The sequence below is a fragment of the Paenibacillus sp. L3-i20 genome (genome assembly GCF_022180385.2).
Taxonomy (GTDB): Bacteria; Bacillota; Bacilli; order Paenibacillales; family Paenibacillaceae; genus Pristimantibacillus.
In genome coordinates this window covers 2,514,400-2,528,565 of record NZ_BQME02000001.1, presented here as the reverse complement: position 1 = coordinate 2,528,565, position 14,166 = coordinate 2,514,400, and the positions used below count along the sequence as shown (strand labels likewise).

The 14,166-nt window shown below is 42.6% G+C and carries 13 protein-coding genes; 2 read left to right on the top strand and 11 right to left on the bottom strand.

Annotation, left to right across the window (positions count from 1 at the left end; genetic code table 11):
• Nucleotides 1-309: 309 nt before the first annotated feature.
• Complete coding sequence (gene hflX / locus MFF31_RS11705) at nucleotides 310-1,590, top strand: GTPase HflX (RefSeq protein WP_238188158.1); 1,281 nt, start codon at nucleotides 310-312, stop codon at nucleotides 1,588-1,590.
• 73 nt (nucleotides 1,591-1,663) lie between these two features.
• Here the strand turns inward: hflX and MFF31_RS11700 are convergent, their stop codons facing one another.
• The 10 genes from MFF31_RS11700 to MFF31_RS11655 all read right to left on the bottom strand — a co-directional run bounded on the left by MFF31_RS11700 (nucleotide 1,664) and on the right by MFF31_RS11655 (nucleotide 12,364).
• Nucleotides 1,664-2,764 (bottom strand): RDD family protein, encoded by a 1,101-nt coding sequence (locus MFF31_RS11700; protein WP_238188157.1) that lies wholly within the window; start codon nucleotides 2,762-2,764, stop codon nucleotides 1,664-1,666.
• 36 nt (nucleotides 2,765-2,800) lie between these two features.
• Complete coding sequence (locus MFF31_RS11695) at nucleotides 2,801-3,793, bottom strand: ABC transporter permease (protein ID WP_238188156.1); 993 nt, start codon at nucleotides 3,791-3,793, stop codon at nucleotides 2,801-2,803.
• Nucleotides 3,790-5,280 carry a sugar ABC transporter ATP-binding protein gene (locus MFF31_RS11690; RefSeq protein WP_238188575.1) on the bottom strand — a complete coding sequence of 497 codons (1,491 nt, stop codon included), beginning with the start codon at nucleotides 5,278-5,280 and terminating at the stop codon, nucleotides 3,790-3,792. Before MFF31_RS11690 ends, MFF31_RS11695 begins: the two co-directional genes overlap by 4 nt.
• Nucleotides 5,281-5,402: 122 nt before the next feature.
• Nucleotides 5,403-6,512, bottom strand: a complete 1,110-nt coding sequence (locus MFF31_RS11685) for a sugar ABC transporter substrate-binding protein (protein WP_238188155.1) — start codon at nucleotides 6,510-6,512, stop codon at nucleotides 5,403-5,405.
• Between the two features lie 187 nt (nucleotides 6,513-6,699).
• Complete coding sequence (locus tag MFF31_RS11680) at nucleotides 6,700-7,440, bottom strand: ABC transporter permease (protein ID WP_238188154.1); 741 nt, start codon at nucleotides 7,438-7,440, stop codon at nucleotides 6,700-6,702.
• Between the two features lies 1 nt (nucleotide 7,441).
• Nucleotides 7,442-8,149, bottom strand: a complete 708-nt coding sequence (locus MFF31_RS11675; protein ID WP_238188153.1) for an ABC transporter permease — start codon at nucleotides 8,147-8,149, stop codon at nucleotides 7,442-7,444.
• Nucleotides 8,146-9,060 (bottom strand): ABC transporter ATP-binding protein, encoded by a 915-nt coding sequence (locus MFF31_RS11670; protein ID WP_238188152.1) that lies wholly within the window; start codon nucleotides 9,058-9,060, stop codon nucleotides 8,146-8,148. The genes MFF31_RS11675 and MFF31_RS11670 overlap by 4 nt, the downstream gene beginning before the upstream one ends.
• 85 nt (nucleotides 9,061-9,145) lie before the next feature.
• Nucleotides 9,146-10,609 (bottom strand): HAMP domain-containing sensor histidine kinase, encoded by a 1,464-nt coding sequence (locus MFF31_RS11665; RefSeq protein ID WP_238188151.1) that lies wholly within the window; start codon nucleotides 10,607-10,609, stop codon nucleotides 9,146-9,148.
• Nucleotides 10,606-11,280, bottom strand: coding sequence for a response regulator transcription factor (locus MFF31_RS11660; protein WP_238188150.1), 675 nt, complete (start codon nucleotides 11,278-11,280; stop codon nucleotides 10,606-10,608). The genes MFF31_RS11665 and MFF31_RS11660 overlap by 4 nt, the downstream gene beginning before the upstream one ends.
• A 166-nt stretch (nucleotides 11,281-11,446) precedes the next feature.
• Nucleotides 11,447-12,364, bottom strand: coding sequence for an aldo/keto reductase (locus MFF31_RS11655; protein ID WP_238188149.1), 918 nt, complete (start codon nucleotides 12,362-12,364; stop codon nucleotides 11,447-11,449).
• Between the two features lie 160 nt (nucleotides 12,365-12,524).
• Between MFF31_RS11655 and MFF31_RS11650 the strand changes: the two genes are divergently transcribed.
• Entirely contained in the window at nucleotides 12,525-12,992 is a 468-nt protein-coding gene (locus MFF31_RS11650) for a CHRD domain-containing protein (RefSeq protein ID WP_238188574.1), read from the top strand.
• A 110-nt stretch (nucleotides 12,993-13,102) separates the two neighbouring features.
• Here the strand turns inward: MFF31_RS11650 and MFF31_RS11645 are convergent, their stop codons facing one another.
• Complete coding sequence (locus MFF31_RS11645; RefSeq protein WP_238188148.1) at nucleotides 13,103-14,050, bottom strand: ketopantoate reductase family protein; 948 nt, start codon at nucleotides 14,048-14,050, stop codon at nucleotides 13,103-13,105.
• Nucleotides 14,051-14,166: the final 116 nt, after the last annotated feature.

Below are 14,166 nucleotides of genomic sequence, written 5' to 3'. Positions count from 1 at the left end.
GCCGAAGCTCTGCCTGTGCGCAGAGGACTCAGGATTGGTCTCTCTACAACCATCTGTAACCGTCTATAGTCATTTCTAGCGAAATAGTTCCGTTGTTAATCGTTGCTGTTGTTAGGAGCGTATTCCTTATACGTGCCGCAGCAGTATATGCAGTGTGAACTTTCCTTATACTATAGCAGACCAATAACTAACAGGATATTGTTTTTATTTCCTGTTTGCTAAACTGATATCCTCTTGCGTATTAGAGACACAGGCCTCCTTGCCTGTGTTTTTTTAATTTATTTGATTAACCTATGGAGGATGATAAATATGACTGAACAAAACATTCAAAAAGCTATTATTGTCGGAGTACAGCTACAAAGGGACAACGACTTTGAATACTCAATGCTTGAACTGCGCAATTTGGCAGCAGCATGCTATATCGATGTCGTTGACGAGTTGACTCAGAAATCGGACCGAATCAACCCTACCCATTATATTGGCACAGGAAAAATTGTTGAGCTACGTGCTCTTCTTGATGCTCATGAAACAGAAACAGTTATTTTTAACAATGAACTTTCCCCTTCGCAAATTCGTAATTTGGAGAAAGAACTTCAATGCGTCGTGAAAGATCGCACCATTCTTATACTCGACATATTCGCTGAACGCGCGAAGACAAGAGAAGCTCAGCTTCAAGTCGAGGTTGCTCGACTCCAGTACACTCTCCCTCGTCTAGTTGGTCTTCGCGCTTCATTAGGTCGCCAAGGTGGCGGCGGTGGTGCTGGGCTTAGCAACAAAGGTTCTGGTGAGACGAAGCTTGAGCTGGATCGCAGACGTATTGAAGAGCGTATAACTGCTCTTCAAGCGGAACTGGAGAAGCTCGTTGCTAATCGCCAAAACCAACGTAAACAACGCCAAAAAAATGAAATACCTGTTGTATGTCTAGTCGGCTATACGAACACAGGGAAGTCTAGCTTAATGAATGCCCTTCTCGAGACGTTCGACCCAGATACAACTAAACAAGTATTTGCAAAAGATATGTTGTTCGCCACATTGGAAACATCAGTACGAAGCATCGACATGCCTGACAATAAGTCTTTCCTGCTCACAGATACAGTCGGCTTTGTCAGCAAGCTTCCCCATCACTTAATTAAGGCATTCCGTTCGACACTTGAGGAAGTTACTGAAGCGGATCTATTACTTCATATCGTCGATTATGCCCATGAAGATTACGGGCAGCTAGTTGCTGTCACGAATGAAACGTTGAAAGAGCTTGGTGCAGATGGTATTCCTACCGTTTACGTCTACAATAAATGCGATATGACCGACCACCCTTATCCCGAAGTAACTGACAATAGCGTCTATATGTCTGTTAAAGAAAAAAGCGGTGTAACCGAGCTTGTGGAACTCGTACGGGGTAAAATTTTCAACAATTATGTTACTCGTGAGATCATAATTCCATACGATCAAGGACGGCTTGTTTCCTACTTTAACGAGCATGCCCATGTTATCTCTACAAGCTACGAAGAAGAAGGTACACGCATGAAATTGGAATGTGACTTGGCACACTATGACAAATACCGGAAAGATTTTGTCGAGGTGGAATCTTAAGCACCCTTTTAAATTTCCTGTAAACACCAAAAAACCTCCACGGCTGCTCGCAAGCGGCTGTGGAGGTTTTCACTTATTTGACTACTTCCCTGAATGAAGAAACGGCTTCAAGCAATTCCTCTCTTCTTAGATCAATCTTAGAGCTAAGAGTCCACGCAATAATTTGATGATAGTGATGAGCGGTTTCCACAGTTGTTATTAGATATGTGATCGCCGTTCCATCTTCTCTTTCTTCATATTCCAATTGATAACCTGGAGCATCGCCTATTACGACAGGTTTATAATCAGAAGCATTTACCTCTGCATATTCCCCTCGGAAATGATTATCGATAATTGTCGTGTATTCTTCTAACGTGATTGAAGTATCAAAATCCGTTTTCTGCTCGGTTAATACGATCAAATACTTTTCACTAAAAATATTACCAAGGGAAATATCTGCATCTTCGCTCAGTTCATTCATCACAGACCAGTCATCTTTGGCTGTTACTTGAAACTCACTGTTAGCACTTGCGTACACCTCATACTTATCCGGCGCAAATATTCCTTTCTCATTCTTTACTCCATAGATAATTCCACCTACTAATAAGGCGATAGAGCCAATCACTGCGGCAATACAAAAGATCATCCACCACACGGATATGCGGTTATTTTCCCATTGTAAATCTCTTGTATTAGCTACATACGTATCGGTAGACATATCGCCAAGTCGTTGCTTCTTTTTCGTTACAAGTACACTTATACCTGCCGGCAAACCGCCGAACAAAAGCGGGTTAGTATCTACAACTCTAACCAAAGTCCGCAGAAATCCTTTTTTCAAACCGGGAGGTTGACCATCCTCCCTAACTGCTCGGATACGGAAAATATATTTACCGATCGTATAACCACTCAAGCTTTCGACTAAAAAATAATAGGACAAAATAAACAATAAAAATGCAATACTAAAAACACCGATAAAGTAGCCATTCATATAAAAAATCATGCCCGTTACTCCTGTGAAAAAGAGGAAATCGATGAGCGTTGCTCCCCATCTTTTGAAAAAGAGAGACGGTCCGTATTGCCCCATCACCTTCTCCATATATGTCAATTCGGGAGGTGGCGGGAAGTTGAAATTGTTCACATATGAATGTGCAGCCTCTGGTGAAGACGGTTCTTCCGGTGATTCATTCATAGCCATTATTCGCATCCTTTCCGGATCAGTAATCTGTTTCCATCAGTGTCTGCGTTTGTAGTAAGTAATCGCAAGAGCTAGCGCCAGTACAGATCCCTTCACAATATCCATAGCGTAATAAGGAACTGAGAGCATAATAAGACCATTAGACAATATACCGATCAATACCGCTCCAACGAATGTTCCAAATGCATTTGGCTTACCTGCCCCAAGGACAGAATAACCTATGAAAGCAGCAGCTACCGCATCCATCAAATAAGGTCCACCTGCATTCACTTCGGCACTCATAACACGAGCACCAAGAATAATTCCTCCTATACCTGCAAACAAAGCAGCGATAAGATAGGCAAGCAGTCTATATTTACTTACAGCAATACCTGATAGTTTCGCTGCTTCTGCATTGCCACCGATCATATACATATAACGACCATGCTTCGTATAGGTTAGAAATAAATGAACAACTAACACGACAACTAGCATAATAATAATGATCCAAGGTACTTTGCCAAGCTCGCTGAACACCTTTGGAATTTCACCAGTGGCAAAGTCGCCGTTTGGCATAATCATATTTTGCGATACCGTTGCGCCTCTCGTATACGTTAAAGCTACACCTTGGAATATAAACATGGTGGCTAACGTCATAAGCATATCCTGAATTTTGAAATTTATTACCAAAAAAGCATTTATGAGTCCAACTACCAAGCAAAAAAAGATCGTAATCGCAATTCCAAGCCCTACACCTTGTCCATGCCAAACAAACATGGAGATAACAAGCGCATTCGCCAGTGAAGCCGTAGATCCAACTGAAAGATCAAAACCTCCGACTGTCAAAGAAACAGTTAATCCGATCGCAATAATCGTAACGATAGAAATAGAGCGTAATATATTAATAATATTCGTATAACTTAAGAAGTTATCGTTCATAGCACCAAAAAAGACAACGAGCAAAAGAATCGTAACCAACGTTCCATATTTATATAAAAATTCAAAAGCTCCAAACCTGTTCGTTAAGCGAGTAGAAGTAGCAGTATTCATGTCAGTAAGCCTCCTGTGCTGTACAGCATTATTTCTTCCTCATTTGTATGGGCTGTTATAAGTTCTTTCTTAATGGCACCGTCGTACATCACATACATCCGGTCAGTAATGCCCATCATTTCATTCATCTCACTCGAAGCATACAAAATACATTTGCCCCTTGAAGCAAGCTCCGCCACTAAGTTGTAAATATCCCGTTTTGCTCCAACATCAACACCTTTGGTTGGCTCATCGAATATATACACGTCGGCATCTACCAACAACCATTTACCAATCGCTATTTTCTGTTGATTGCCGCCTGATAGGTTCCTTACAAGCGCATCCCCATTTGGTGTTTTTACTCCCAAATCATGAATAATAGTTGCGGCTGCTTCTCTTTCCTTCTTCTTATTGAGCCAAGTCCCTATGCCTGCAAACTTAGACAAATTGGAAGCCGTCAGATTAACGACTACCGATTCATCAACAAACACTCCTTCACGGCGGCGTTCCTCGGGAACAAGTGCAATGCCATTTCGAACCGCATCGTAGGGGCTCTTGATACGAAGCTTTACGCCATTAAGGAATGTTTCGCCCGTTGCTGTAGGCGATGCTCCAAACAACGCTCTGCACAGCTCTGTTTTACCTGCGCCAACGAGTCCAGCAAGGCCAACAATTTCCCCCTTATGTATGGAGATGGATACATCATTCACTTTGCCAACGTCATGCATCCCTTTAGCTTCAAAACATATGTCCCCACTATTACTTAATCGCTGTGGGAACTGTCCTTCAAGCTTAGAGCCTAACATGTATTCAACGAGCTGCCCTTGCTCCAATGTCGCAATTGACTTACGAGTAACTAACTTCCCATCTCGCATAATTGTAATGTCATCACATATTTCATATAGTTCAGGAATGCGATGAGAAATAAATATAATGCCCACGCCGTCTGACTTAAGCAAACGAATTAATTGAAAAAGCTGATCTGTTTCACTTTGGCTCAGCGGCGCCGTTGGTTCATCCAGTACTAAAAAACGGCATTCCATCGAAACAGACCGAGCAATAAGAACCATCTGCTTCTCTGCGAGCGTTAAGTCTTGTGCAAGTTTCTTCGTTGAAACCTTCACATTCAAACGATCAAGTATCGCTTGCGCCGACTGATGCAGTAGCTTCCAATCTATCAAATGTTTTCCCTTCATCCCATTCACAGTATACTCCAACATAATATTTTCGCCGACCGATAGGTTTGGAATAAGCGCTGTATCTACTTCCTGATAAACAACTTGAATACCTAGCAGCTTGGCATCCCGTGGGCTGCGAATATGAGCCTTAACCCCATTAATCCAAACCTCTCCGGTATAGTGGCTATAAGCACCTGCAAGAACCTTCATTAACGTTGACTTCCCAGCTCCGTTGGCACCTATTAATGCATGGGATTTCCCGGTAGTCGTGTGGAAATCAACTTCGGTTAGCGCTTGAACGCCCGGGAATGCAATAGATATATTTTTCATCTCAAGCGTTGTAATATCGACATTCGCCAAGAGGCGCACCTTCCTCTCCAAACAGGATAGAGCGCCCCCATCCAATGGATAAGGGCGCTGTATATTTTAGCCTATTATAGCATTAAAGTGTTTTATTTGGCGTTAGCTTCTTTCAATGCTTTCATCCAATCTTCTTCTAATGCATCCGATGTACCCCAGCCTGGAATAATATCTGCAAGTGTCGATATATTAACCGCCTTATCAGATTTTTTTAGATCCTCTTGCGTAATAAGTGCCGCATCTAAATCAAATGTAGCAGGAGTCTCTTCACCAGCTAGCTTTTTAGCTGCCAATCTCACATTAATCGCACCGATCATCTTCGCGTCTACTGCAGCCGTTGCAACCCAAGGGCTGTTTTCTTCTTGCATTAGCTGCAAGTCTGCATTTGAAACGTCTATGCCGTAGATTTTGATTTCTGTTCGTCCAGCTTCTACAAGTGCACGAGTAGCACCGATTGCGAATGCATCCCACGTTGCGAATATTGCGTCAATTTCGCCTTTTGGATGTTTTGTTAACAATGCAGCAACAGCATTTTGTGTTTCAACGGAAGTGTTATCCGATGCTACTCCAAAACGCCCAACCTCAGTTATACCTTTATATTTTGCTAGTGTCTCTTCATAGACTTTGTTGCGTCGAACCATTGGAGGGAAGCCATCTACCCAAAGGTATACGATCTTTGCTTGTTCTCCCTTTTCTTTCACTAACTGATCTAGTGCGTATTGGGCAAGCGCCTCGTCCTTCTGCGAAGTTAGCGTTACACCACCAACTTGTCCAACCTCTGGCAAGGAATCAAATGCTACAACCTCAATCCCCTTATCTCTCAGCTTCTGAACAGCAGCCACTGTTGCCGGATCATCGCCATGGGACAAAATAACTGCATCTGCATCGCTGCCAGCAGCTTGTTCAATTGCATCTAGAAACTTCGCTGTATCGCCATTTGCAGAGAACGTGTCCACTTTAAAACCAAGTGCTTCTCCCTCTTGCTTCGCTCCTGCTAAAAATTGTGCAGTATGATCATCTCCGCCGATCTTGCGGATAACTTTAACTTTAATATCGCCCTTCTCTTTGAGCTTAGCAGGTAGGTTTTGTACTTCCTTAGAAGCTCCACCTTGCTTTGCCTTATCCGCTCCACAGCCTGTAACTACGATCATGATCGCAAGCATAAACACAAGTATTGCCTGCAGCTTTTTCTTGTTGTTCATTCTGACTACACCCCTTATGTATTAAAATAATAATACAAGTAATCCTATCGGATATACTGAGGTACGTCAATAGTTTTTTAGTAAATATTTACCTTGTTGTTCATTCATGGTTCCCTCTGAACATAGCTAAGCGCCCTTATCCGTAGGCATAGGATAACGACGCTGAATAATAAATGTTATTACATTACTACACTTCTTTTCGCTTCAAATAGATAAGACCACCTGCACAAAATAGAATGAAGCTGCCCGCAATCGTAATCATCATACTCTCCATTGGAAGTGTAAATGCACCAAACTCCATATCTTTGCTGCTGATCATTGCAAGTGCTGGCTGCGCCCATGGATAATACGGTCCGTAGGTAGCCGAATTAACGATAAGTATGTTCGGCACAGTCATAGCTACATTTATCGCTAACGGGGCAGCAAAGCTACTCCATCCAATTGAAGCCCATAATTGCAGAGCTGCAAGCGGAAGACAGGCAACAAGACCGCTTATAACATTCGGAATGAGTTGACCCCATTGAACGCCCCCGGCAATTCCTTGATAGTGAACTGAAATTACGACAGCACCCATAAACATCAGCTGTGTCAAAGCTAGCATTATTACTACTAATACAAACTTTGCAGCATAAAGTCCCGTTCGTGATACTGGCAATGATAATAGTTGCTTCCATCCGCCGCCGCTATGTTCATATCTGCACACGAATGCTGAGAAAATACCTGTTAATATAGGAAGCAGCAAAAGTGCATGCAAAGTTGTTACAATGGAATGGAGAGCACTATAATGCTGATCACTCGGATATTCATTCAAGTTGCTCAACATCCCCATAATCAATGACAGCAGTGGGCTTACTGGTATGAGAAGCCAAATATAAGAACGACTCAGTTTCATCCGTTCAGAAGCTAGAAGTCTAAAGAAACCTCTCATCTTAGCTCACGTCCTTTCCATTGAAATGGAGTAAGCCAAGAAGCAGTACTATAAACCCACATCCAATACCAGCCCCCATAAATAACATATGATCGGGAGCTGCATATGCAAGAGACGGCCAATTAAGCGGCACCCACTCTGATATCGGGAACAACGATAACATTGACATAACGACACCGAGCGTAATTGGCAACGCATGATTTTTCATCACATTACAAAGCCATAACAGAAGAGCAATCATCGGCATTGCCGCTACGAATGGAAAAAAGCAAAGCTTAGCAATTTCACCAAACGGAACATTACCGCCAAACTTCATAAACAATCCTAAAAGAATGATACCAATGAACAGCAGCAGACATGATACTGTTAACAGGAATACAGTAACAAGGAATTTTGAAATAAACACCGTACTCCGCGATATGGGAAGTGCCAGAAGCTGCTTCCACGAACTCGTATGATGCTCAATGCTAGCAAGCAAAGAGCAAAGGATAGTAGCTCCTAATCCCAATGCTAAAGGGATAAACATAAAAATATTTTCTAATAAGCCGCCCCAGAGATCATCTTTGTAGATTTCCTTCAAATAGTCATAGCGAAGACCGAAGTTGAGCCCTTGCATAGCGATAAGTCCAACTGGACCTAACATGATTAGAAACCATATTCCTTTTCCTTTTATCTTAAGCATATCTGAACGTATTGCTCTACCGATCATCGATTAACACCCTCCTCCATCATACGAAGGAAGAGTTCTTCCAGAGATTTGCGCTTCTCCTCTACTCTGTAGACCGAATGTCCTGCTCGAACAATTTCATTAACAGCTCCTGACACAACAAGATCATCCGTATTATCAAATGTTAGTGTAGAGCCGGACAATATTGCCTTGATACCATTTCTACGAAGCAATTCAAGTACTTGCTCCCCCTCGGAAACTCGAAGCGACATCGACCCTTGAGCTTGCAGGCGCAAGTTATCGATTGTATCTTGAAACACAAGTTCACCCTGACGAATAATACCAACCGTACTTGCCATCTGCTCTACCTCGGACAACAAATGGCTGGATATGAGTACCGTAATACCATGTTGCTTAGGCATCGCCTTAATTAGCTCTCTCATCTCAAGAATTCCGGACGGATCTAGCCCATTCGTCGGCTCATCCAAAATTAGCAATTCCGGATTACCAAGCAAAGCACTTGCGATACCAAGTCTCTGCTTCATCCCAAGCGAGTAACCTTTAACAGCTCGTTTAGATTCCTTCGTTAGCCCTACAATGTGCAAAACTTCGTCAATTCGTGACTGCGGGACATCAAGAATACGGCGAATAGCTTCCAAATTTTCTACCGCATTTAGATGTCCGTAATAGGATGGATACTCAACAAGCGATCCCACTTTTCTCAAAATAGACATCCGGTTTTTGGCAAGCGATTGTCCGAATATACGAATGCTTCCGCCCGATGGCTTTATTAAACCAAGCAACATACGTATAGTCGTCGTTTTGCCCGCTCCATTCTGACCCAGAAACCCATATATTTCGCCCTTAGCAATCTTCAAATTCAAATTAGAAACCGCATAACGCCCTTTATAACGTTTACTTAACATTCCTGTATCAATAACATAATCCTTCATTCCTCATCACCTCAGAAACAATCTTAACGCTCTCAGGTTAAAAGAACTTTCGATGAAGGTTAAGTTTTGTTTAAGAATGTGGGAACTATTTACTTTGTTGATAGATGTAAATGCGAGTCCCTTGCTTCGAACTTGCTACTTCCCAAGCCAGTCCCATTTCCGCTACAAGATAGTCGACAATCGCTAGACCAATGCCTGCTCCTTTATTTGAAGTAGAGGAGGCTAGATTGACGGGACTATTCACCATTTGATGCATGAAAGGTTGTTGCTCGGTAGCTTCTACAAATCCAGGTCCTCGATCCTCGATGACTAATGTTTGCTGCCCATTCCTTTGCTCTATAGAAAGGCCAATATAAAGCCCCTCTGAAGCATGCCGTACAATGTTTTGAAATAGATTATCCAAAATACGTCTAAACCCTTCCTTATCTACGCTCCATATCAACCCCTCTTCCTCCGGCAGATCTACATCCATTTCGATTTCCTCTTTTTCCAAGATTGGATACCAAGCTGCTGCACATTCTCGTGCAAGTCTCACGATATCTTGCTCTTGTAATTGCAGCGGATAACGTCCGCTCGTCATTAGTGTATAAGCAAGCAAATTATCGATTAGATCACTTAAACTTGCCGATTTCTCCTGCAAAATGACCAAAGATTGTTGACCACGCTCGCTTAATGGCTCTTCGCCCAACACATAGATATGACCTCCCATAACCGTCAAAGGTGTTCGGAGATCATGTGAAAGACTGGCAATTAGCCGTTTTCTAAGCTGTTCCTCTTCTAGTTGCAGCCCTCTGCTTGCCCTCAACTGCTCAATCATGCCATTAAAAGCTTCTTCTAACCCACCGATTTCATCCATACGTTTTAACGAAACGGGTATAGGGATATGTTGTTCATCATAAATCGTCATTGCCTCTTGAAGTCTAAGCAATCGTTTTCTTATCCGCTGGAAAAATAAGAGCGACATAAGCGCCAACAAGCTAAATAACACAAATATTAAAATAACAAAATAGGGAGTGCTTGATACAGCTACAGAAGGAGCTTGAACGATGGACCTCGGTATTTGCAACACCATAAATCCATCCCCTGAGTTATTGCTCCCTATAAAGGAAACAACTGTAAAGGGGTCACTGTCTACGTGCTCTTTCATAAATCGTATAGCATCAGCATGCGACCATTGCTCAGGCAGTCCCCCCTGCCGTGGGAGCTGCAAACCTATCCGACCATTCTCATCTACCCAAAACATGTTCGCCTCAGTATAGCGCTGCTTGAGCTCATGAAGCTTCAACTCTACTACTTCGGGAGATGCTCCATCAATTGCAGCAGCCTCTTTGTGCCAAACTGCCGCCAATTCTATTGAGCTACCATATTTCAACTTCTCCGAATGTTTAACGTTAAACATCGTTTCCGTACCAAAAATGATAACTGCCGAAATAGGGATGACAATAGGAATAAACAGAAAGGATAAAATGATTATGAACATGTAACGGCTCATCAAGGACTGGTTCGCAAATTTCATCTTCCACGTTTTAATTCGCTTTTTATCCTTCATAGTCGTACTCTGTAGCCGATGCCACGGACCGTTTCAATAATTTGAGGATTTGCTGGGTCTCTTTCTACCTTTTCACGAAGATAGTGAATATGCACCATTAAAGATTTATCCCCAGCTATATAAGACTCTCCCCATACTGCCTCGTAAATTTGTTCCTTTGTCAAAATTTGCCCGGTGCGTCGCAGCAAATACATAAAGATATGAAATTGCTTGCCGCTTAGACTAATTTCTTCATTAGTATCTCTATTCACTACCCTATTTTCCTTTTCATACACAGAAAGATGCTTCACTGCTATCGATTCCGCTGAGTGAGTCCCGTTCCTTCGCAACAATGCATCAATACGCGCAACTAGTTCATCGGGATGGAATGGCTTCGTCAAATAATCATCTGCAAAGCGAAGTCCCTGCAATTTGTCATCGATTGAAGTTCTAGCAGATAACATAAGAATTGGAATAGAGGGCCTAGCCGTCTTCAGCCTTTGTCCAACCGAATAGCCGTCCAGACCCGGCAGCATAACATCCAATATGACCAGATCGCAGCCTTCATGCAGCGCAGCAGCTCCTTCTCCGCTCCTTAACCACACCACTTCATACCCTTTGGACTCAAGATGATCTTCGACAAAGCGTCCGATTTCCTTATCATCCTCTATATATAGCACCTTAACTGCCATAACATTTTCCTCCAAATATACGTATTGGTTCGATTATAAGGCATAAGCGAAAAGCTGTCGAAAGTATAGCAATTCATATGCTTAAAAATTTATTTGCTGCACAAAAAAAGAGCACCTGCATAGGCGCTCCTTGGATAATTAACACTATAATAATTTACCTCATTAATTAAAGCACATCTTGTGGATGCGGCTCCGTAACAAGTGCTGCTGCTCTTGCATTGGATTCTACTTGCGCAGCATCCTTGCATCCCGGAATAACAGTTGTTACAGCAGGATGCTTCAAGCACCATGCTAGCGCCCAGCTTGCCATATCAATACCAGCTGGCACTTCTTCACGACCGATTCGCTCTACTTCTTCTAACTTCAGTCGCGTCGCTTCTGCATCATGACGATGGCGTACATCTGTATCGCTGAACACAGTACCAGGCTTGTACTTACCGCTCAAATAACCACTTGCAAGCGGCACACGTGCCAATACGCCAAGATCTTGCTTCTCGCATGACGGAAATACGCGTTCCTCTGGCTTACGATCTAATCGGTTATAAACAACCTGTATCGTACGTGAGCCAACTTGTGTCGACGCATCAGTCTGATGAACATTGTCGTTGCTGCCAATAGATGTACCTAGAAAACGTATTTTCCCCGCAGCTATTTGTTTATCCAGTACTGTCCAAAGAGCCTCATTATCGAATGACGAATCTGGTCCAGAATGGAATTGATACAGATCGATATAATCAGTCTTTAATGCCTTCAGAGAGGCATCTAGCTGAGCTACTACACCCTCCGCATCAAATACGTCTGTACGAGTAAATAAATTGTGGAAATGATGACCGAACTTCGTCGCAATAATCCAGTCCTCACGATTGCGGCGACTAATGTAGTCCCCAATAAACTGCTCTGACAGATGGTCACCGTAACATTCTGCTGTATCAATCAAGTTAATGCCAAGCTCATGCCCTTTATCCAATATGGCATCTGCTTCCCCTTGCGTATATTGTCTGCCCCATTCTCCTCCAAACTGCCATGTACCAATACCGACAGTCGAAACACGAAGGCCTGTATTCCCTAAACGTCTATATTTCATATGTAACACTCCCTTCATTTGATCGTTCTTACCATAACCATTATAACGCTCAATATGCTCCGATTCTATGAAAATCCACTTCAGCCATGGTACAGAGAAACAAACTCTTCCCTTCATTGTTGAATAAGATGTCCTATCAAGAGAAAAGGAGTGATGTCTTATCGCAACTTTTAGAGCAAGACTAAGGGGTAGAAATCAGGTTCCCCCTGTTCGAACGAATGCAACCGGCTCTGCCACATTTCGTGAGATTGATAATGGTTTTGGTCCATTTTTCAACAATGAAAATAATGTGGAAGACAATGCGCGCAACCGTAACCGCAGACGTAATCGTCGCCTCAGATTCAGACTTGTACTAAACAACATTAGGCGGGTAACAGCTGCACATATTCACCTCGGTCGCCCTGGCGAGAATGGCCCTGTTGTCGCATTCTTATTCGGACCGAGCATTCGAGGCGTATCCTTCAGACGCGGTGTTATTACAGGTACGCTTAGAGACCGCGATCTTGTAGGTCCACTTCGGGGAAGTACTATTCGCCAATTAATTCGCGAAATTGAGCGTGGCAATGCATATGTTAATGTGCACACTGTTCAATTTCCAGATGGTGAAATTCGCGGACAAATTAGATAAGTGCTCGCCTGAACGCAAGAATGCCACTGAATCGTATTATATTCAGTGGCTTTTTTTACGCAGAAAACCATACATAGTGTGAACCTTCAATTTATAGTACTTATAAGTAACTACAATCTATCTATTGAAGGCTTCATGCTTTGTAATACTGGTATACGAATTTGATGTTGTTCTGCTGTTGCACGTATATCCTGATAGATCCGTTTTATTTCTTCCGTTCCGTTATAGAGCTCGAATATCCGTCGCTGGACTTTATCCGTCTTTAACATCATTCGAAACGAAAAAGCTACGAGCCATACGGGCAAATAAAAGGCTTTTGCATCAGAAAACGATTTGATATCTACTCCACGAGATTTGCATACTTCAAATCCTTCGCGTACAGCGAGTACACCTTGGCTAATATCTCCTACACTGCTCATAAACTTCTCTGCACTACCAGACTGCATGATCGAACTGCTAATCCCAGCGTTTATAGCAAAGTGCTTTTGCAACCAATGTCCAATATTCGACTGCAGAACAGGCTTAACACCAATATTTTGAAACATCTGAGCCACATTCTTCAGTCTAGACGTAACTTCCCCGTTCCACTCACCTAAGTTGACGTTATTCATTAACACACCATTCAATACATGATTATGATTCAGATCAAATCCACCGCCTGCCCCCGGGAAGCCCCAAAGACATTTCTCCTTCGGTATGGCTTTAGAAACCTCGCTAATGTCCTGCCATGAGTGATTTAGAACTAGTATATCCGCTTTGCCAAGCTTGCCCGCGAGTAACTGTAAAACTGCTTCGACTTGATAATGTCTAACGCTAATGAGTACCAAATCAAAAGTGTTTAAATCGGGAAGTTCATCAACCATTTCAGCCTTATAATTGTCCTGAATCTCCTGCGGCCTCTTCTTATTCCTACCGTCTAATAGGTTCAGCTTGATTCCATCCTGGAGTTCATTTAATCTTTCTGAGCGGACGTAATGTACGACATGATGACCGCCCCTTGATAGGACATATCCATATACACTTCCGATAACTCCTGCCCCAAAAACGAGGATGTTCATGACTTCTCCCCTTTGACAACTATTTCAATAAGAAAACAAGGTTTTGATTCCACGTTTAATAACGTACTTCGTTAAACAACAAAGGATACTGCACATAATAATTACCTAATTTTAGA

Bases quoted from the DNA above. Each gene is read 5' to 3' on its own strand.
- MFF31_RS11680 (WP_238188154.1), bottom strand. From the start codon at position 7,440: ATGAGAGGTTTCTTTAGACTTCTAGCTTCTGAACGGATGAAACTGAGT.
- MFF31_RS11675 (WP_238188153.1), bottom strand. From the start codon at position 8,149: ATGATCGGTAGAGCAATACGTTCAGATATGCTTAAGATAAAAGGAAAA.
- MFF31_RS11665 (WP_238188151.1), bottom strand. From the start codon at position 10,609: ATGAAGGATAAAAAGCGAATTAAAACGTGGAAGATGAAATTTGCGAAC.
- MFF31_RS11660 (WP_238188150.1), bottom strand. From the start codon at position 11,280: ATGGCAGTTAAGGTGCTATATATAGAGGATGATAAGGAAATCGGACGC.
- MFF31_RS11695 (WP_238188156.1), bottom strand. From the start codon at position 3,793: ATGAATACTGCTACTTCTACTCGCTTAACGAACAGGTTTGGAGCTTTT.
- MFF31_RS11645 (WP_238188148.1), bottom strand. From the start codon at position 14,050: ATGAACATCCTCGTTTTTGGGGCAGGAGTTATCGGAAGTGTATATGGA.
- MFF31_RS11685 (WP_238188155.1), bottom strand. From the start codon at position 6,512: ATGAACAACAAGAAAAAGCTGCAGGCAATACTTGTGTTTATGCTTGCG.
- MFF31_RS11690 (WP_238188575.1), bottom strand. From the start codon at position 5,280: ATGAAAAATATATCTATTGCATTCCCGGGCGTTCAAGCGCTAACCGAA.
- MFF31_RS11670 (WP_238188152.1), bottom strand. From the start codon at position 9,060: ATGAAGGATTATGTTATTGATACAGGAATGTTAAGTAAACGTTATAAA.
- MFF31_RS11700 (WP_238188157.1), bottom strand. From the start codon at position 2,764: ATGGCTATGAATGAATCACCGGAAGAACCGTCTTCACCAGAGGCTGCA.
- MFF31_RS11655 (WP_238188149.1), bottom strand. From the start codon at position 12,364: ATGAAATATAGACGTTTAGGGAATACAGGCCTTCGTGTTTCGACTGTC.
- hflX (WP_238188158.1), top strand. From the start codon at position 310: ATGACTGAACAAAACATTCAAAAAGCTATTATTGTCGGAGTACAGCTA.